This window comes from Microbacterium sp. NPDC056234 (genome assembly GCF_042267585.1).
GTDB lineage: Bacteria > Actinomycetota > Actinomycetes > Actinomycetales > Microbacteriaceae > Microbacterium.
On sequence record NZ_JBHJTE010000001.1, the window covers coordinates 395,298 to 414,434 of the forward strand.

At 68.3% G+C, this 19,137-nt stretch carries 18 protein-coding genes; 7 read left to right on the forward strand and 11 right to left on the reverse strand.

The features are described 5' to 3' along the window. Position 1 precedes the first annotated feature (1 nt). Genes ACFCYE_RS01920 through ACFCYE_RS01930 form a run of 3 tightly spaced genes read right to left on the reverse strand, consistent with a single transcriptional unit; the run spans position 2 to position 3,234 of the window. Entirely contained in the window at positions 2-817 is an 816-nt protein-coding gene (locus tag ACFCYE_RS01920; protein ID WP_376175862.1) for a carbohydrate ABC transporter permease, read from the reverse strand. Continuing rightward, a complete protein-coding gene (locus ACFCYE_RS01925) occupies positions 814-1,797 on the reverse strand; it encodes a carbohydrate ABC transporter permease (protein ID WP_376175863.1) in 984 nt (327 codons plus the stop codon). The genes ACFCYE_RS01920 and ACFCYE_RS01925 overlap by 4 nt, the downstream gene beginning before the upstream one ends. Before the next feature lie 57 nt (positions 1,798-1,854). Further along, a complete protein-coding gene (locus tag ACFCYE_RS01930) occupies positions 1,855-3,234 on the reverse strand; it encodes an extracellular solute-binding protein (protein WP_376175864.1) in 1,380 nt (459 codons plus the stop codon). 84 nt (positions 3,235-3,318) lie between these two features. On the opposite strand from ACFCYE_RS01930, the gene ACFCYE_RS01935 reads away from it, so the two are divergent. Together ACFCYE_RS01935 and pnuC are read left to right on the forward strand one after the other, a co-directional pair. Then, positions 3,319-4,371 carry a LacI family DNA-binding transcriptional regulator gene (locus tag ACFCYE_RS01935; RefSeq protein ID WP_376175865.1) on the forward strand — a complete coding sequence of 351 codons (1,053 nt, stop codon included), beginning with the start codon at positions 3,319-3,321 and terminating at the stop codon, positions 4,369-4,371. A gap of 13 nt (positions 4,372-4,384) precedes the next feature. Then, a complete protein-coding gene (pnuC, locus tag ACFCYE_RS01940) occupies positions 4,385-5,101 on the forward strand; it encodes a nicotinamide riboside transporter PnuC (protein WP_376175866.1) in 717 nt (238 codons plus the stop codon). Between the two features lie 3 nt (positions 5,102-5,104). Here the strand turns inward: pnuC and ACFCYE_RS01945 are convergent, their stop codons facing one another. Beyond that, on the reverse strand, positions 5,105-5,671 hold the full coding sequence (locus ACFCYE_RS01945) for a dihydrofolate reductase family protein (protein WP_376175867.1): 567 nt from the start codon (positions 5,669-5,671) through the stop codon (positions 5,105-5,107). Positions 5,672-5,745: 74 nt separating this feature from the next. Further along, positions 5,746-6,465 (reverse strand): MerR family transcriptional regulator, encoded by a 720-nt coding sequence (locus tag ACFCYE_RS01950; RefSeq protein ID WP_376175868.1) that lies wholly within the window; start codon positions 6,463-6,465, stop codon positions 5,746-5,748. 61 nt (positions 6,466-6,526) lie between these two features. Between ACFCYE_RS01950 and ACFCYE_RS01955 the strand changes: the two genes are divergently transcribed. From ACFCYE_RS01955 to ACFCYE_RS01965, 3 genes are read left to right on the forward strand one after another with little or no spacing between them, the layout of a single operon-like run. After that, entirely contained in the window at positions 6,527-6,973 is a 447-nt protein-coding gene (locus tag ACFCYE_RS01955; protein WP_376175869.1) for a DUF6194 family protein, read from the forward strand. Continuing rightward, positions 6,970-7,521: a putative immunity protein gene (locus ACFCYE_RS01960; protein ID WP_376175870.1), complete on the forward strand. Its 552-nt coding sequence runs from the start codon at positions 6,970-6,972 to the stop codon at positions 7,519-7,521. The genes ACFCYE_RS01955 and ACFCYE_RS01960 overlap by 4 nt, the downstream gene beginning before the upstream one ends. Beyond that, positions 7,518-7,745 carry an RNA-binding S4 domain-containing protein gene (locus tag ACFCYE_RS01965; protein WP_376175871.1) on the forward strand — a complete coding sequence of 76 codons (228 nt, stop codon included), beginning with the start codon at positions 7,518-7,520 and terminating at the stop codon, positions 7,743-7,745. Before ACFCYE_RS01960 ends, ACFCYE_RS01965 begins: the two co-directional genes overlap by 4 nt. 21 nt (positions 7,746-7,766) lie before the next feature. Here ACFCYE_RS01965 and ACFCYE_RS01970 read toward each other — a convergent pair whose 3' ends face one another. Genes ACFCYE_RS01970 through ACFCYE_RS01995 form a run of 6 tightly spaced genes read right to left on the reverse strand, consistent with a single transcriptional unit; the run spans position 7,767 to position 13,410 of the window. Beyond that, the gene (locus ACFCYE_RS01970) at positions 7,767-8,504 is read right to left on the reverse strand and encodes an amino acid ABC transporter ATP-binding protein (protein ID WP_376175872.1); all 738 of its coding nucleotides are present in this window, start codon (positions 8,502-8,504) and stop codon (positions 7,767-7,769) included. Next, the gene (locus tag ACFCYE_RS01975; protein WP_376175873.1) at positions 8,501-9,367 is read right to left on the reverse strand and encodes an amino acid ABC transporter permease; all 867 of its coding nucleotides are present in this window, start codon (positions 9,365-9,367) and stop codon (positions 8,501-8,503) included. Before ACFCYE_RS01975 ends, ACFCYE_RS01970 begins: the two co-directional genes overlap by 4 nt. Continuing rightward, positions 9,364-10,218 (reverse strand): ABC transporter substrate-binding protein, encoded by an 855-nt coding sequence (locus ACFCYE_RS01980; RefSeq protein ID WP_376175874.1) that lies wholly within the window; start codon positions 10,216-10,218, stop codon positions 9,364-9,366. Before ACFCYE_RS01980 ends, ACFCYE_RS01975 begins: the two co-directional genes overlap by 4 nt. Before the next feature lie 32 nt (positions 10,219-10,250). Next, the gene (locus ACFCYE_RS01985) at positions 10,251-10,682 is read right to left on the reverse strand and encodes a cupin domain-containing protein (RefSeq protein ID WP_376175875.1); all 432 of its coding nucleotides are present in this window, start codon (positions 10,680-10,682) and stop codon (positions 10,251-10,253) included. Then, positions 10,679-11,989: an amidohydrolase family protein gene (locus tag ACFCYE_RS01990; RefSeq protein ID WP_376175876.1), complete on the reverse strand. Its 1,311-nt coding sequence runs from the start codon at positions 11,987-11,989 to the stop codon at positions 10,679-10,681. Before ACFCYE_RS01990 ends, ACFCYE_RS01985 begins: the two co-directional genes overlap by 4 nt. After that, positions 11,986-13,410 (reverse strand): adenosylhomocysteinase, encoded by a 1,425-nt coding sequence (locus ACFCYE_RS01995; RefSeq protein WP_376175877.1) that lies wholly within the window; start codon positions 13,408-13,410, stop codon positions 11,986-11,988. Before ACFCYE_RS01995 ends, ACFCYE_RS01990 begins: the two co-directional genes overlap by 4 nt. 189 nt (positions 13,411-13,599) lie before the next feature. Between ACFCYE_RS01995 and ACFCYE_RS02000 the strand changes: the two genes are divergently transcribed. Both ACFCYE_RS02000 and ACFCYE_RS02005 read left to right on the forward strand, forming a co-directional pair. Further along, the gene (locus tag ACFCYE_RS02000) at positions 13,600-16,140 is read left to right on the forward strand and encodes a S8 family serine peptidase (protein ID WP_376175878.1); all 2,541 of its coding nucleotides are present in this window, start codon (positions 13,600-13,602) and stop codon (positions 16,138-16,140) included. Next, on the forward strand, positions 16,140-19,067 hold the full coding sequence (locus ACFCYE_RS02005; RefSeq protein WP_376175879.1) for a hypothetical protein: 2,928 nt from the start codon (positions 16,140-16,142) through the stop codon (positions 19,065-19,067). Before ACFCYE_RS02000 ends, ACFCYE_RS02005 begins: the two co-directional genes overlap by 1 nt. The last annotated feature ends 70 nt before the right edge of the window (positions 19,068-19,137 follow it).

The following is a 19,137-nucleotide window of genomic DNA, read 5'->3' on the forward strand; positions in this document are numbered from 1 at the left end:
CTCAACCCTTCAGTGCTGCGCTCGCGGCACCGGCGATGAACCGGCGCTGGAACACGATGTAGACGATCATCACCGGCACGATCGCCAGTGTCGTGGCGGCGAACAGCCCACCGTAGTCGGTGCTGTACTGCCCGTTGAACGTGGTGAGGCCGACCGCGAGGACCTGCTTCTCCTCAGACGAGACCATCAGATACGGCCACAGGTAGTCCTCCCAGACCCAGAGGAAGATGAAGATCGACAGCGCCGAGATGGCGTTGACGCTCATCGGCGCGACGATGCGGTGGAAGATGAACCACTCCGACGCCCCGTCGATGCGCGCGGCCTCGAGGATCTCATCGGGCACGGCATCCATGCTCTGTCGCATCATGAAGATGCCGAACGCACTGATCACCGCGGGGATGATGATGGACGCGTAGCTGTCGGTGAGCCCCACCTCGCGGAACATCGTGTACCGGGGGATGATGACGACCGCCCAGGTGACCATCATGGTCGACAGGATCACCGCGAACAGCGGGCCGCGACCGCGGAAGCGGTACTTCGAGAACACGAAGCCGCCCACGAGGCTGGTGTAGACCGACAGCGCCGTGATCGTCACCGACAGGAACACGCTGTTGAAGAACAGGCGGAAGAAGTCGAGCTTCGTCTGGATCGAGATGAAGTTCTCGATCGTCCACTCCTTCGGGAGGAACGTCTGATCGAATCCGACGATCTCCGCGTTGGACTTGAACGCCGACAGGATCATCCAGAAGAACGGCAGGACGATGATCAGCCCGACCACCAGCAGCGTCGCGTTCAACGCGAACACGCGCAGCCTCATGACACTTTCCCTTCTGCGCGCTTCGCGAAGCGTCGACGCCGCGGAGCATCCAGCGCGGATCGGTTCATCCGCCAGGACGCCGCGGTCAGCACGGCGGTGATGATCAGCAGGACGAAGGCGATCGCGGAGGCGTAGCCGAAGTCGTACTTCACGAACGCCTGGTCGTAGATCATGAATGAGATCAGCTGCGTCGACGTCCCCGGTCCGCCGTTGGTCATCACCAGCACCTGAACGAACGCCTGCAGATAGCCGATCATCGAGGTGATGACGATGAAGAAGAGCATCGGTCGCAGCAGCGGCAGGATGATGTGCCAGAACGTCCGCCAGGCGTTCGCGCCGTCGACGGATGCCGCCTCGAGCACGTCCTCAGGAATCGCGTAGAGGCCGGCGAGGAACAGGATGACGGCGAAGCCGAAGTCCTTCCAGATCGTCATGATCACGATCGCCAGCAGCGAGTAGCGCTGATCGAACAGCCAGTTGATGTCCAGGCCGAACAGCGTGTTGATGGCGCCGAACTGCGGGTTGTACATGAGCTTCCAGAGGAACGCGACGGCCACCAGCGGCATCACGGTCGGAAGGTAGAAGATCGTGCGGAAGAACGTGCGCCAGCGGCTGAGTTTCGAGAACAGCGCGTAGGCGATCGCCAGCCCGAGCACGACACGGCCGATGATGGCCAGGATGCCGAAGATCAGCGTGTTTCCGGACGCGCGCCAGAAGGTCGGGTCCCCGAACAGCTCGGTGTAGTTGTCGACGCCGGTGAAGTCGAACGTCCCGTTGAGCGGGTTCCAGTCATGGAAGCTGCCGACGAAGGCGATGCCGATCGGGATCAGCAGCAGCACCACGATGGATGCCATCACCGTCCCGACGGTGAGGTTGCGCAGCCACAGCTCGCTCGCCGGTTTCCGGATGCGCCGCGTGGCCTGCGTGACCGGGGCGGATGGCTCCGAATCGGTCGCGCGCGTGGGGGTCTGAATGGTCATGGGGTGTCGCTCCCGGCCGCCTCGGGTGGCCGGGAGCGCTCCTTCCTGGGAGGGTGCTCAGTCGGCGGCGTAGAAGGCGTAGAGGCTCTCGGCGGCGGTGAAGTCCGTGCCCTCGAGGTCCTTCTCGATCGTCTGCTGCGCTGTGGCCAGCGCGTCCTCGGGTGCCACGCCGTTGAAGAGGATCTCCTCCCACATGGTGGCGGTCGAGGTCTCGAAGGTCGCCGGAATCGGGCCGGGCCAGATGTACCGCTCGATGTCGCCGAACGCGGCGAGTGCGGGGTCGTCCGCGAACGCCGGGTCGTCCGCGATCGGCTTGTAGGCCGGGAAGATGCTGAAGCTCAGCGCCAGTTCCTTCATCGATTCCTCGTCCGTCAGGTAGTAGCGCAGGAAGTCCTGTGCCGCCTCCTTCTCGGCGTCGGTGCCGTTCGCGTTGATGCCGAACGTCGACTCGCCGTTGTAGCGGTCGAAGGCGTACGGGGTCTCGCCGGCATCCGGCACCGGGGTCCGGAACGCACTCCACTTGAGGTCCGGGTAGTCGTTGCGCAGCGTTCCGGAGAACCAGCCCCAGGCGTAGGTCATCGCCGACAGGCCCTGACCGAAGCTCTCGGTACCTGAGGCGCCGAAGTTCGCGTCACCCGAACCGTCGGCGTAGATGTCCAGGAAGCGGTTGATGACCTCGAGGTTCGCCGCGTTGTCGACCGTGGGCGTGCTGCCGTCTTCGGCGAAGAGGTTCTGACCGAGCTGGTAGGCCATGCCCATCTGCATGGCCTGCCCTCCGCCGTTGAAGTTGAATCCGGCCTGGCGCAGCTCGTCGCCCTCGCGGATGGTCAGCTTCTCGGCGACCTCGCGGAACTCGTCCCAGGTGGCCGGGATGTCGGCGTCGGTCAGGCCCGCCGCCATCCACATGTCGGTGTTGTAGTAGATCGACCCGCTCATGAGTCCGAGATCGATGTAGTAGGTCTCGCCGTCGATGACGTGTGCGGCGGCGCCCGTGAAGTCGGCTTCGAGATCGGCCGCGTCGATGTCGTAGGGCTCCATCTTGGCGATGAGGTTGTCGTGCTGCGAATTGTGGACGTTGAAGATCGCGGGGCCGCCGTCGGACTGCAGCTCGAGCGGGAGCTTGGTCCAGTAGTCCTCCCACGGCTGGTTCACGACCTTGATCGTGACGTTCGGGTGGATCTCGCTGTAGGCGTCGGCGATGGCCTGGAACTGCTCGATGTTGCTCCAGGCCCACCACTCGAGCTCGATGGGCTTGCCGTCGTTGACCAGGGTGTTGGGGTCGTACGTCACGTTTACGCCGGCGACGGGCAGCCCCTTGTCGGCTTCGGTGTCCTCGACACCGCCGCCGCCACTCGTGCACGCCGTCAACGACACCGCGAAAGCTGCGGCGGCACCGATGACCGCAACGCCGCGGCCTCGCCTGGTTGCTCGGAACATCAGGACTCCTTTGTCAGGTTTACCGGTATACCTATACCGGTAAACTATGGTGCAACACGGAGACCGTTCCCGTCAAGGGGCAGGATGTCTCAAGACGAGGGGACGACCGACATGGTGACGATCGCGGACATCGCGCGAGTATGCGGAGTGTCGAAGATGACCGTCTCCAACGTGCTCAACGGTCGGGACGGCCGCGTGTCGGCGGCGACCAGGAAAAGGGTGCTCGAGGCGGCGGCCGAGCTGAACTATCAGCCCAGCGCCGCGGCCCGGTCACTGTCCGCGTCCCGCAGCGAGATCATCTCCCTCGTGTACTACGCCGCGGCGGAGGGCGACCTGGGCCTCTCCAACCCGCACGACGCCATGCTGCTCGGCGAGATCGAACGGCATGTCAGCGCCGCGGGCAAGCACCTGATGATCCACGCGGCGACGGATGCCGCCGACACCGCGCGCCGGCTGCGCTCCTGGAACGTCGACGGCGCCGTGTTCCTCGGCGTGCTGGCGGACGAGGTCGAGCAGCTGCGCCGTCATCAGGACGTGCCGATGGTCTTCATCGATGCCTACACCGATGCCGAGATCTCCACGATCGGCATCGACGACGCCGCGGGCAGCTATGCGGCGACGCGTCACCTGCTCGACGCCGGCCATCGCGAGATCGCCTTCGTCGGGCCAGGCGCATCGAGCGCGGGTGTCATCAACGCGCGCTTCACCGGTTTCTCCCGGGCCCTCGCCGAGGAGGGCATGGCCGCCGAGCCCCAGCGGGTTATCGCGAATCTCACCTTCGCCGACGCGGATGCCGCGGCCGATGATCTGCTCTCGCATCCGCAGCGCTTCACCGGCGCGGTCGTCACCGCCGACATCCTGGCGATCGGCCTCATCAAGGCCTTCGCTCGCCGCGGCATCCGGGTGCCGGAGGACTTCTCGCTGGTCGGGTTCGATGACCTGCCGATCGCGGACATGGTCACCCCGTCGCTGACCACCGTCCGCCAGGACATCGCAGAGAAGGCGCGCGCCGCGGTCGAACTGCTGATGGATCAGCTCGACGGGCGTCGCGAGCCGCGACGCATCACGCTCGACCCGGCGCTCGTGGCGCGGGAGTCGGTGGCACCGCCAAGGAAGCGCCAGCGCCCGACGCCCTGAGAGACTTGACCCGATGGATCTCCTACGCTGGCTCGTCGACGCCTTCTCGTCGCAGTGGGTGCTGCCCGGCGGGCAGACGCTGCTCGTCCGAGAGGTGGTCGGCAACGCGTTCGGCCTCGCCAGCGCGCTGGGCGGCATGCGCCGGAAGGTCTGGGCGTGGCCGGTCGGCATCGTCGGCAATGTGCTCCTGCTCACCGTCTTCCTCGCGTCGATCCTCGGCCCCGCGCACTCTCTGCCGGCTCTCCTCGGCCAGGCCGGGCGCCAGATCATGTTCATCGCCGTCGCGATCTACGGCTGGATCCGCTGGCGGCGCGCCACCGAGAACGGTGGCCAGCTGACACCGCGCTGGGCATCCAACCCCACACGCGTCGGCCTCATCGTCGTGCTCGTCGTGGGGACGGTCGCCCTCACCCCGGTGTTCCGCGCGCTCGGTTCGTGGGAGCCGGTCTGGGCTGATGCGTGGACCTTCGTCGGTTCGCTGCTGGCGACCTACGGCATGGCGAAGGGATACACGGAGTTCTGGCTGATCTGGATCGCCGTCGACGTCGTCGGGGTGCCGCTGCTGTTCAGCTCGGGTTATTACGCGACCGGGTTCATGTACGTCTTCTACGGCGTGTTCACGGCGATCGGGTTCGTGGTCTGGTGCCGCGCCCAGGCGAACGCGAAGCCGCAGATCGAGACGATCCTGCCGGATCCGACCGTGCACAGGGCGGATGCCGCGGACGGCTGAACCTCAGCCGAGCGGAGGGCTCTTGAGCACGGTGGGGACATACTCCAGCATCTGGATGCTCCGATCGAACGTGCGCGCCTCGATGAGGTCGAGTCGGACATCGGGGTAGCCGTCGAAGATGCGGTCGCGCCCTGTCGCGCCGGTGATGACGGGGAAGACACCGACGCGATAGCGATCGACGAGTCCGGCCGCCAGGAGCGACCGGCACAGCGCCACGCTGCCGAGGGTGCGCAGCGGTCGATCCGACTCGATCTTGAGCCGACGGACGTAGTCCACGGCATCCGTGGAGACCAGAGTCGTGTTCGCCCACGCGAGCGGATCCTCCAAGGAAGAAGAGAAGACGTACTTCTGAATGCCGTCGAGCATGTCCGTTCCCGGCTCACCGCCGGAGGCGAGCGCGGACATCAGTCGATACGTCGTCGCCCCCATGAGCAGCGGGTCGTCCTTCTCCGGCGAGCTCTCGAGCCACGCGAGGTACTCGGGGCCCTCCAGCCCCCAGAATCCGGGCCAGCCCTCGGCGGCACCGAAGCCGTCGAGGGAGCAGATGAAGTCGATCGTCAGGGTCTGCATCACCGTCTCCTTCGGTCTTCACGCAGGAGCCTAGGCCGGTCGGGCGCCTCGCGAAACCCTTACTGGATCGGCGCTCACGCGGAGCGGGTCGTGAGCAGAGCGTGCAGGTGGCTCGCCGCGGCGAGCAGGGCGACGCTCCGTGCGGTGAGCCCCGCGAGCCGCTCGTCCAGAAGCGCCCTCACGTGAGCGGTGAGGCCGCGCGCGCGAAGGTGGGCGAGCACCTCGTGGATGCGAGGGACGGGATAACCGCCTTCGCGCAGCGACGCCACGATCCGGGCCTCGGCGATGCTGCGGTCGCCGTAATGACGCGCGCCCGTCGAATGGTCGCGCCCCGGCCGGACGAGATCCATCTGCTCCCAGTGCCGCAGCGCTGAGGGCCGCACGCCCAGCGCCTGTGCCAGCTCGCCGATGGTCATGACATCGCTTTCGTCGAACTCGGTCGGTGGCTCGGACAGCACCGCGTCGAGACCGCGGCGAGCGCTGCGCACGCGGGCGCGCTCACTGTCCAACGCCGCGTGCAGAGCGTCGATGCGTTCCGCGGCATCGTCCACCGTCGCCGTCAGCAGGCGCGGCATGAGCCGTCGCGTCGGCACGGGGCCGATCGCGAGCGCCAGGGCGCGGTAGGCATGAGCCGCGGCGACATGAATGGGCCGATAGCGGCGGTAGCCGTTCGCACCGCGTTCGGCCTGCGGCAGCGCCCCGAGTCGTTCGAGATCGCGGATCTGCTGCGTCGAATAGCCGGTGAGGCGGCCGACTTCGACGGTCGTGAAGTAACGCTCTTGAGGGTTGGGCACAAGAAGTCCCGTCGTTTCAGGGTCGAACTCCACATAAGCACATGAAGGGCATCATCGAAACATGGAGATGCACGAGATCGTCGACCACATCCGCTCTCTCGAAGGTGCGCTCGTGATCGAGCCGGACGAAGGGAGCGCGTTTCCTCCGCTGGCCTGGGGAGACGCGTTCTTCTACTACGCCCCCGACGGCGTGATGCCCGAACGCACCCAGCCCTACGGGACGATCATCACGAAGGACTACCCCGAAGACGCGAAAAGCGGTCTGGACGCCCCGGATCGCTTCCGCGTCAACATCCACATCGGACGCGAACGTCTCGCCGAGTTCACATCGGCGGCTGCCGACCCCGCCGCACCCGATGCCATCGCACCGCACCCGGTGTACGGCGACTCGGGGTGGGTGTCGATCGTGAACCCCGGCATCCGTACCGGCGACGCCGTCCTCGAACTGCTGCGAGGGGCGCATCAAGCCGCGCGGGCGAGGACGGACAGGCGACGGAGGACGACGTGAGCTCGCCGCAGACCCTCTCCGAATCGGAGAGGCGCGTCGTCGCCGGCTGGGCCGCGTCCTGCGCCGAGCGGGTGCTCCCGCTCTTCGAAGCATCGGCGCAGGACGAACGCCCGCGCGACGCGATCGCCCGCGCCCGCGCCTTCGCGCGTGGCGAGCTCACGGCGGCCGACGAGATCCGGCGGCGGTTCGTCGCCGGCCGAGCCGCGAAGGTCGTGGACGCGCCGGCGGCGATCGCCGCAGCCCGCGCGGCGGCCCAGTCCGCCGGCGTCGCCCACATGGGTGCGCATGCGCTCGGCGCCGCCGCGTACGCCGCACGGGCAGCGGGACTCGCCGCGCCGGACGATCCGGATGCCGTGGCACACGAGATCCGATGGCAGCTGTCCGCGATGACCGACGACGTGCGTGCGGCACTGCGGCGACTTCCTCGCGTGGGCGAGGACACCGCGGGGCCGCTCGGTCCGGGCCTTCTGGGAACGGGCGTACTCGGCGCCATCATCGCGGAGCTCCAGGACGGGCTCGACCCCACGTCCTCTAGCATTCAGGAGTGACCACCAACGACCCCATCGAAGACGTGCCCATCGGCGGAGAGATGATCCGCCTCGGACAGTTCCTCAAGTTCGCGGGGCTCCTCGACTCCGGCGGCGACGCCAAGGAGGTCATCATCGACGGCTATGTGGCGGTGAACGGCGAGGTCGATCGGCGCCGAGGCCGTCAGCTGCACGACGGCGACCTCGTGACGTTCGAAGGACGCACGGTCCGCGTACGGCCCTGATCCGGTACGGCCGGACCGGCGTCAATGCCGCACGCGTGCCAGGAACTCCACGGTCGCCGGATGGTGCGGGGCGTCGAAGATCTGCTCGGGCGTGCCCTGCTCGATCAGTTCGCCGTTCGAGAGGAACACGACGCGATCGGCGACCTCGCGCGCGAACGACATCTCGTGCGTAGCCATCACGATCGTGGTCCCGCGGCGTTTGAGTTCGCGGACCAGATCGAGCACCTCGCCGACCAGTTGCGGGTCTAGCGCGCTCGTGATCTCGTCGAGGAGCAGGACCTCGGGGCGCGTCAGGATGGCACGCACGATCGCGACGCGCTGCTGCTGGCCACCGGAGAGACGGTCCGGGTACTCGTCGGCCTTCGCGCCCAGCCCGAGCGCGTCGAGCAGTTCGCGTCCGCGAGCGAAGGCCTCTGCCCTCTGCATCCGATGGACGCGGCGCGCAGCGAGCGTGACATTGTCCAGCACGGTCATGTGCGGGAAGAGGTTGAAGTGCTGGAACACGACACCGATCCGGGCGCGTGCCGCATCGGCATCCACTCGGGGGTCGGTGATGTCCTCGCCGGAAAGGAAGATCTGGCCGTCGTCGACGCGCTCGATGAGGTTCATCGTCTTCAGCAGCGTGGATTTGCCCGAACCCGACGCGCCGATGAGGACGACGACCTCGTGCGTGCCGACCGCAAGGTCGATGCCGCGCAGGACGTCGTGGTCGCCGAAGCGCTTACGCACGCCGCGGGCCTCGATCACGGGAACGGTCATACGACGCCTCCGGCCTGCTCGCGTTTGTTCAGCCGTGCCGCGAGTCCGTCGGTGAGCCGGATCATCGGCCAGCTCAGGATGATGAAGAACAGACCGGCGATGACGTACGGGGTGTAGTTGTAGGTGTCGGCCACCTGCAGTTGCGCCGCGCGCACCGCGTCGATCACGCCGAGCACGGAGATGAGTCCGACGTCCTTCTGCATCGACACGAAGTCGTTCATCAGCGCAGGGACGACCTTGCGGACCCCCTGCGGGATGACGACGATGCGCAGGGTCTGCGCGTGACTGAGTCCCAGCGACCTGGCGGCCACGCGCTGTGAGGGGTGCACGGCCTCCATGCCGGCGCGCAGCACCTCGGCCACGTACGCGGAGTACGTGACGATGATCGCGATCGTTCCCCAGAACGCCGGTGGCATACGCGGGAAGATCATCAGCGCCGGGATGCCGTAGCCGATGATGTACAGCACGATGAGCAACGGGACCCCGCGAAAGAGGTCGGTGTAGGCGGCCGCCATCGCGCGCAGCGGGAAGAACACGGGCCCGCGCAGCGTCCGCAGCGTGGCGAGCAGAGTCCCGAAGATCGCCACGCCGACAGCGGCGATCGCCAGCACGAGCAGGTTGACAAGGAGTCCCTGGAAGATCGGGCCGATGCTGTCCAGCGCCACCTGAGGATTGAAGAACATCTCGCGGACGGCCACCCAGCCGGGGGTGTTCGCGACGACGACGATCACCGCGACGGCGACGACGACACTGCTGATGAAGGCGATCAACACCGACTTCGTCGTCGCACGTTTACGCAGCCGACGGCGCGAAAGCTCGAGCTCGCTCGGCTGCCACGGCGCGTCGACGGCGTTCTGCGTCATTTCAGGACGGGTACGTCGACGGCGTCGCTCAGCCACTCCTGCTGCAGCTCGTCGAGCGTCCCGTCCTCGCGCAGCGCGTCGACGGCAGCGGTGACGTCCTCCGTGAGCGCGGACCCCTTGGGCAGGACGATGCCGAAGTCGTCGCCACCGTCCGCGTCGGCGAACTGTCCGCTGACGACGCCGTCATCGAGTTGTGCCCCCACGACGTAGAACGCGCCGGGGAGGTCGGTGATCATGGCGTCGATCTGGCCGCTCTTGAGCGCGAGCACGACGTCGTCGACCGAGTTGAAGACGCTGAGGCTGGCGTCGCCGAGCTGCTCCTTCGCGACCGTGTAGCTCGTCGTACTGCTGGCCACACCGACCTTTGCCTCCTTGAGCTCGTCGATCGTGGTCGACGATGCCGCCGGCGAGGACCCGACCGCAACGACCGCCTGAGTGGTCGTATAGTACGGCGACGAGAAGTCGACCGCGTTCTTGCGCTCGTCGGTGATCGAGAACTGCTGAATGTTGAGGTCCCAGTCCTTGGGGCCCGGCGCGATCGCGCCGTCGAAGGTGGTGCGAACCCAGACGATGTCGGAGGCGTCGTAGCCGAGCTCATCGGCGACCGCGCCGGCGACCGCGGCCTCGAAACCCTTGCCGTTGGCCGGGTCGTCATCGACGAACCAGGGCTCGTAATTCGGCTCGCCCGTGGCGATGGTGAGCTTGCCCTCGGTGACGGTCTGCAGGCCGTCGGAGGACGAGCCATCCTGACCGGCGGACTCGGACGCCGGGGCGCAGGCGACCAGGGAGACGGCGGCTGCGACGCCGACGGCGACGACGGCGGCACGACGGAAGATGGGTGCGAGAGGCACGGCGACTCCAGAGAAGAAGATTCGGGTTCGCCTTATAGGGTATGCGACTCGGCGAGGCGCCAATCCGCGAAGTCGAAACCCGGCGACACGAAGCACGACACCAGCACCTCGAGGTCGTCGAGCGGTCGAGCCGCCTGCCATACTCCGGCCGGCACCAGCTGCTGCTTGACGTCGTCGGGTCCCAGCACGACGGTGGTCGTCCGGCCGGGAGATGCCGCGTCACCGCCGAGGCTCAGCTCGAGCCGTCCCGGGCCGTGCCAGAGCCAGAGTTCGTCGCTGGTCACCACGTGCCAGGCGCTCGCTTCGTCCGCCTGGAGGAGGTAGTGGATGCAGGTTCCGGCCGGTCGCGGGCCGTTCGGCGTCTCGACGGCGAGCGGGCTGGTCCACGTGCGGCGGAACCAACCGCCCTCCGGGTGCGCGGCGAGGTCCAGGCTGACGGCGGTGGCGGGACGCTGATCGGTCATCGGGTTCCTTCCGGTGCGGCGACCGGCGACCGGTCGAACGCGTCGATCGCGTAGCGGACCTCACCGGCGACGACCGTGGCAGCGGCGCGTCCGGCACCCGACTCGACGAGCTCCGCAACGGCGTCGTCTCCGGCCGGGATGTCGAAGAAGGTGAGGTCTGCGAGCGCGCCGACGGCGAGGTAGCCGGTGCGTTCGGGACCGACGTCGATGCCCATCGCGTGTGCGCCTCCGAGCGTGGCGGCGCCCAGCAGACGAGCGTGCAGGTCGCGGTCGGTGTACCCCTGGGAGCGGGCGATGCGGGCGAGTTCGGCGACGTCGGCGAGCACGTCGAGGGAGGGACTCGACGACAGCGAATCGGTGCCAACCGCGATCGGGCTGCCCTCGCGGAGGTAGGCGGCGATGGGCGGCTCCTCGAGTCCGATCACGGCGTTCGACCGCGGGCAGAGGGCGACGGTCGTCCGACGTTCGCGCAGGATGGCGCGGTCGCGCGCGCTCATGTAGACGCCGTGCGCGATGTGGCAGTCGGGGCCCAGCACGCCGAGCTGGTCGACGAACTCGGTGGCGCTGGTTCCGAAGCCGGCATCGCGCAGCTCCTGGAAGCTGGCGAGGCCGGCGGTGTGCCAGGCCTGCGGGTGCTCGTGGGCGAACTCGCTCTCGAATGCGGCCTCGCCGAGATGGATGTGGATGCGGCCGCCGCGCTCTCGAACGATGTCCGGGATCTCCAGGAGCGGTTCGATGTCGAGGGAGTACGGCGCATGGGGAGACAGCCCGCTTCCGGGCGGCATGGGCAGGGCATCCAGCGCGTGCTCGACCTGGGCGCGGCCGGTGCGCGCCCAGTCGGCGTTGGTCCAGCTCATCACCTCCCAGTAGGTGATGCCGTGCAGCCGCGCATCGTGCAGGGCCGAGGCGGCCGGGGTGTCCGTGACGACGTCGGCCACGGCCGTGGTGCCGAAGCGCAGCGCCTGTTCGGCGCCGGCCGCGGCATCCGCCGCCCAATCCCGGCCGCGTTCGTAGACCGGATCGAAGGCGCGGACCCAGTCCTCGAAACCGTCGTAGCGGCCCTGACCGACCTCGGCCATGCCGGTGTACTGCAGGTGGGTGTGCGCGTTGACGAGGCCGGGAGTGAGGACGCCGGACCAGTGGACCTCGGATCCCGCGATGCCACGATCGGCGAGCGAGCGCAGCACCCAGGAGCGCTCACCCACGTGCACGATGCGGCCGTCGCGCACCGCCACGGCGCCGTCGGAGATCGCCGGTGCCGTGATCGGCACGACGAGATCGGCGGAGTAGACGGTGACGTCAGTCATGCGGATGCTCCGAGGTAGCGCGGCGATCGCCACTGGGCGAGAGCGGCGACCTGTGCGGGACTGCGCTCGTCGATCGCGGTTCCTCGCACGGCGAGCGCAGCGCGCGCGATCCGCTGGTCGGCCTCGGCGGGGAACGCGTGCAGACCCGGTGTCAGCGTCGAACCGAGCAACTGCTCGACGGCGGCGAGCTGCACGGCGAAGGAGAGGTCCATGATCTCGATCGGGTTTCCCTCGGCCGCGGCGAGGTTGACGCAGCCTCCGCGCGCGATCAGCAGCGCTCCGTCGCCGACGCGGTCGAGCTGGGCCGCCCCGTGCGGACGCAAGGATGAGGCATCGAAGTCGACCTCGTCGGGCACACCGCCGGCTACTGCGACGATCGCGGCGGAGCGGAGGATGTCGGCGTCGATCGTGTGCGGAGCGCCGGTGGCGGAGACGACGAGGGCGTCGGGTGCCAGCTGCGCCAAGGTTCCGATCCCGAAGCCGTCGTGGACGGCGCGCAGCGCCCGCACGGGGTCGGCCTCGGCGATGCAGACCTGCGCCCCGAGGGCACGCAGGTACGCCGCGACGCCTTCGCCGACGGGGCCGTAGCCCACGACGACAGCCGGCTGGTCGCGGATCTCGATGCCCGCGGCATCCAGCACGTCGGCGATGGCGAAGACGCACGACTGCCCTGTTCCGTACCGGTTGTCGAAGGAGGTCTTCATCGCGGCGTCGTTGACGGAGATGACGGGGATGCCGAGGATGCCGGTACGCTGCATCAGGCGCAGAGGCGTGAGTCCGCTGGTGGTCTCCTCGGCGGCTCCGCGCAGCCCGGTCGCGAGGCCCTCCTCGTGGGCGAGGCGGATGAGGTGCGACCCGTCGTCGAGGAGGAGGTCGAACCCGCGCCGGAGGAAGTCGACCGCGGTGGCCCGCTCCGCGGCACCGGTCAGCGCCGGGTCGCCGTCAACCGGGATCCCGCGCTCGCGGAGCACGTCCGCGACGGTCACGTCGATCTCGTCCGGGTGGGCGTAGACGGCGATGTCGGCCCCGGCATCCCGCAGCAGGAGCGCGAGTTGCGCGGTCTTGGGTTCGAGCACCATCGCGATGCCGATCCGGATGCCGCGCACGATGCCGCTCTGGTGCAGGCAACGCGCGAGTTCGGTCGCGACGGGCATGTGCCGACCGGCGAAGTCGACCCGGTCGACGGCCGCCTCGCGGACCGGCAGCGGCTGGCCGTCGAGGAGGATCTCCGGGGTCTGATCGGGTGCGATGGTCACACCGCCGTCGCCGAGGTGCGCGCCGAGCGCAGCGAGCAGCCGGCGAAGCTCGTGCGACACGGCATCCGCACCAGGAACCGAGAAGGTTCGTCCCGCGATGAGCAGGTTGGTGTCACGGGCGAAACGACGCACGAGTCGCTGGGCGGTCGTGGAGGCATCGGTCACGTATCAAGCGTAGAGGGCGCGGGGTCCGTGATGATGACCATCCGGTCGCGGTGGGCGGCTGCGATGCGGAGCAGAAGACGACGGTAATTCGCCAGTAAGAGCGCGGCGATAGCCTGCAGCGATCCCGTAGGCGTCGAGCGATCGTCCGTGGACGGGTTCGAGTTCTCACCCGTCACGAAGGAACACGTCATGCACAAGCCCAGAACCACCCGATGGGTGGCAGCGCTGGCGACCGCGGCCGCGGCGTCGGCGATATTCATCGCCGTGCCCCCGGCATCCGCTGCGCCCGACGACAGCGTCGACAAGGTCGAGCAGTCCGTCCTCGACACCGCGCGCAGCGGGGAGGATGCCACGTTCTACATCCTGCTCAACGAGAAGGCCAACCTCTCGGGAGCGCACAAGGCCAAGGGCCACGAGAAGAAGGCGACCCTCGCCTACGACGAGCTGACGACCACCGCGGCGAACACGCAGCGCCCGCTGCGCAACTATCTCGACAAGCATGACGTCGCATACCAGCCGTACTGGATCACGAACGCGATCAGGGCGACCTCCGCGGATGCCGACCTCATCGAGGATCTCGCCGCCCGCAAGGACGTCGCGCAGATCGTTCCCGAGCAGAGCTACGCACTCGATGACGTCGTGGTGGCCGGGTCGACGAGCACCACGGCGGTCACGGCCGAAACCCCCGTCGAATGGGGCATCGCCGACGTCAAGGCCGACCAGGTCTGGTCGCAGTACGACGTCACCGGTGAGGGAATCGTCATCGCCAATATCGACAGCGGTGTGCAGTACGACCACCCCGCCCTGGTCGGGAACTACCGCGGCAATCTCGGCGACGGCACGTTCTCGCACGACTACAACTGGTACGACCCGACAGGGCTCTGCGCCACGAGCGCTCCCTGCGACAACAACGATCACGGAACCCACACGATGGGCACGATGGTCGGGTCCGAAGGCATCGGCGTCGCACCCGGCGCGACCTGGATCGCCGCGAAGGGCTGCGAAGGCCGGTCGTGCGCGGACTCCTCCCTGCTGTCGGCAGGCCAGTGGATGCTCGCACCGACCGATCGCAACGGCCAGAACCCGCGTCCGGACCTGGCGCCCGACATCGTGAACAACTCGTGGGGCGGCAGCAACGACACGTATTTCTACGCCGACATCATTGCGGCCTGGAACGCGGCAGGCATATTCGAGGCCTTCGCCGCGGGCAATGAGGGCGACGGAGTCACCTGCATGACGACGACGGCGCCCGGGGGACTCGGTGACGTCTACGGAGTCGGTGCGTATGACGTGAACGGAAAGATCGCCTCGTTCTCCGGATTCGGGCCGTCGCCGATGGACGCCTCACTCCGTCCCGACATCTCCGCACCGGGCGTCAGCGTGCGCTCCGCCGTGCGGGGCAGCCGGTACAGTGCGCTCAACGGCACCTCGATGGCGACGCCGCATGTCTCCGGCGCGGTCGCGCTGCTGTGGTCGGAGGCGCCCACGCTGATCGGCGACATCGACGCGACTCAGGCTCTGCTGAACGGGACGGCCCGCGACGTCGACGACACCCACTGCGGCGGTACCCCGGCGCGCAACAATGTCTGGGGAGAGGGCAAGCTCGACGTGCTCGCGGCTGTCGACGCCGCACCGCACACCCGGGCGATCATCACCGGGACCGCCACCGATGCGGCCACGGGCGCCCTTCTGCCGAACCTGACGGTTCAGGTCGCGGGCGAGGGTTTCGAGCGCACGACGACGACCGATGTGAACGGTCGCTACCGTGTCGTGCTCCCGGCCGGCACGTTCCGCTTCGAAATGAGCGGCTATGGCTACGCGACGCTCGTGGAGGACGGCTACACCGTCGCCGCCGGAGATGACGCCGTGCACGATGTCGCACTGGCCGCTGTCGCCCACCACAGCGTCACCGGCGTCGTTCGCGACGTCGTCGGCGCACCGATCGCGGGGGTCAGCGTCGCGATCGAGAACATGCCGGTCGCTGCCGTGACCACCGACGCAGAGGGCCGCTACACCCTGCCGGACGTGGCCGAGGGGTCGTTCTCGCTCGCAGCGTCTCCCGCGGCCCCGGTGCTCTGCAACGGCGTCTCACGAGCTGGCCTGACCGTCGCCGGCGACGTCGTGAACGACATCGACCTCCCCGCCCGCACCGACGCGGCCGGCACCTCGTGCCTGCCCGCGACCTACTCCTGGGTCAAGGGAGTGTCGAAGGTGGCCGTCTCCGGCGACGAGGATGCCGAGACGATCGCCCTGCCGTTCCCGGTGACGCACTACGGCGCGACCTACACGTCGGCAGCCGTCACGACGAACGGACTCGTGAACTTCGCCGCCCCACGGGTCGGCGACTACGCGAACAGCGCGCTGCCCACGGCATCCGCGCCGAACGGCATCATCGCCGCGTTCTGGGACGATCTCGTGATCGACAAGAAGGCGAGCGTGCAGACCGCGACGACCGGCGCGGCCGGATCGCGCCGCTTCGCGATCGTCTGGAACAACGCCGCACTCGCTGCCGACACGAGCGTCCGGGTCTCGTTCCAGGTCGTCTTCGACGAGCGCTCCGGCGCCATCACCCTGCAGTACAAGGACGTCGGAAGTTCGCCGATCGAGCGCGGTTCCTCGGCCACCATCGGCATCGAGAACGCCACCGGCACCGATGCGCTGCAGTACTCCTTCAACGAGTCCGTCGTCACCGACGGCTCGGCGATCAGCTTCATCCGAAAGGGAGCATGATGTTCACCCGCACACAACGTCGAACGATCGGCATCACCGCAGCGTGCGCGGCCGTTGCGATGTCGTTCGGCATGGTCTCCCCGGCGTTCGCGGCCGACGGCACCGAGGATCCGCTGGTCCTGTCCCCCGAGCAGATCGCCGCTCTGACGGCACAGGCGCAGCCGGACGTCTACCGCGACGTCCTGGCCGATCCTGACGCCGCGGAACCGGATGCCGCCACGGGCGCCGAACTCGGCAGCGCGGGGGATCCCGGGAACGAGCCGGAGTCACCCGTCGACGAGAACACGCTTCTGGGCGGGACGACGTGGAAGCACACCGTGCGCGCATCGGTCGAGGGAAACTACGGTATGGCGACCACCGTTCCCGTCACGGGCGGTGGAGACGACTACTTCGCGATCGACTCCCTCGGCATGCTGCAGCGGCGCACCGCGGACGGTGACGAGGTCTGGCGTCGCGATAACACCTCGTGGTTCGCGGAGTGGGGTGTCAAGCCCGTGCGCCCCTGGCAGATCGAGCCGTTCCCGGCGCGCATCGTCGTCGGGTTCAACGCGGTCAGCCCCTTCACGCCCGCATCGGAGGACGGTTTCGCAACCGGCGACCTCACGGGTGACGGGGTGGACGATCTCGTCTTCTCGGCCTCCGTCGGGTCGGACCCGTACCGACCGATGCAGGGCGAGCTGTCGACCGGCACCTTCGTCACGATCGTCGACGGCGCCGACGGCCACACGCTGTGGTCGAAGCTGTACGCGGCCGTGTACTCTCTCGAGCTCGTGGACGGCACGCTCGTGATCGCCGACTCGCCGGCGTTCAACATCAACGCGCCCGACGGCGCGACGATGACCATGACCGGCCTCACGTTCGACACCGATGGCGACAGGCTCACACCCGCCTCGGCGTGGACATACGCTCCTGAGACCCCGCGGGCGTCCGGATGGGCAGACCTGGAGCCGATCGGTGACGGGCTGCTGGCCGTCTCCTGGAATCGACGCAAAGACGCCTTCGCCACGGTGCCGAGCGGCAACACGCTCGTGATCGACGGCGCCGACGGCGAGGTCAAGTGGACGGCGACCGACCGCCTGTACTCCCGTCAGCTCCGGCTGGACGCTGCACGGGATCGCCTCGTCGCACTGGAGCAGTCGGATCCGAACGAGAACGTGCAGTATCAGGTCGTGACGTATGCACTCGATGACGGTGCGCGCACCGTGCTCGACACGCGGGTCAACGCGATGCCCCTCGCCTCCGCCGTGGGCGAAGTGAATCGCGCGAACGGCACCGAGATCGTGGTGAACGAAGCCTCACTCGACGGCAACGCGCAATTCAGTGCCACGACGACCCGCGCACTCGACGGTGAGTCCGGCGCGCAGCTCTGGTCGCGCACGCTCAAACGCGAGGCCGACAACCCTGCCACCGGCATCATGGCCTGGGGTGTCCAGATCGCCGACGGCCGTGTGGTCGTCAACTACCGCGACGACGCCGACTCCGAGGTGAGTGAGAACCGCAGCGGAAGCTGGTACGGCCGTATCGCGGCGCTGGCCGGTTCCAATGGTGCGCTCAAGTGGGAGCACACCGGCACCGCAGCATCCCAGCTGTGGTCGCAGGTGGTCGTCACGGGCAAGAGCACCCACATCCGCACGATCGACACCCTGCAGAACGTGCACACCTACAATGTCGGCTCGGGCAAGGAGAGCGGCATCACACCGTTGCCCGCGGACTCGTCGTCGGCAACGGCGATCGACATCACCGGAGACGGCGCCGACGACCTCATCGTCGGCGGCAACTCCCGCGGCGTCTTCGCGTACGACGGACGCGAACTCGTGGACGGCAAGCGCGTGCCGCTGTGGGCCGCGACAGTGCCCGGCTCAGTGCACAAGCTCGTGCTCGCGGATGTGACCGGCGACGGACGGGACGAGATCGTCGCCGCCGCCGACACGGCGGCGGCGGTTATCGATGCGGACACCGGAGAGGTGATCCGCACCATCGACGGCAAGGGACAGTACGTGCGCACGGTCACCGCGAGAGACCTGGACGGCGACGGCAAGGCCGAGATCGTGCTCTCGACCGATGCGATCCGCGCGTACCGCGGCGACGGCAAGCTCGCGTGGAGCTATGTTCCGCAGGACGGCGTCGTGTTCGGTGACGTCTCGTTCGGTGATGGCACGGTGTACGCCGAGTACTCCTCCCACGCGTCTCTCCGGCTCGCGCCTGCGGACGTCGCCGTGGCCGCCGTCGCGCTCGACGCGGAGTCGGGTGCCGTGAAGTGGTCGGCGTCGCCCTCTGCGCCGACGGATCTCGGGCTCGACGGTGTCGTGTACGGCGCAACGCAACGTGCGGCCACCTTCGCATCGCCGGAGATCCCGTACGCGGACGGACACGCGGTCGCGTACACCTGGCTCGGCCGTCAGACCCCCGCGTCCGCGCCGACGATGTTCATGGAGATCCGGGACGGCCGAACCGGCGATGTGCTGCACACCGCGCTGCTGGGCGGACCGCACAACCTCGGCACGTGGCTGAGCGGACCTGAAGGGCTCATGGCCGTGACGACAGGCCGGATCACGACGTTCCGCGCGGACGGTCAGGAATCGATCATGCGCACGGTGTCGGCCCTGCAGGATGCTGATTTCGCGACATCCCCCGGCGGCGAGCGCATCCTGATCGCCGGCTCGGAGGGCGGGTTGACCTCGTACCCGGCTTCGCTGATCCTGAACTCGGCGGGGACCGGATTCGAGTCGGCGACCGCATCGACGAACGTGACGGCCGGACGCGAACTCGCCCTCGCCGATCTCGACGGCGACGGTCGACTAGAGGCGATCTCGCTGAACTTCGACGCTCGCGGCGCGGACCGTGCCGCCGGCCTCTTCGGGTCGGGGTACTCGTCACCCTTCACCGCGATGCGTCAGTTCGTGGTCGCGACGATCGACACCCCCTGACACCGGCCCCGGTGACGCCTGCCGGCCCCTGCTCCCTCCGGGGAGGAGGGGCCGGCGTGCGTGTGCGGCG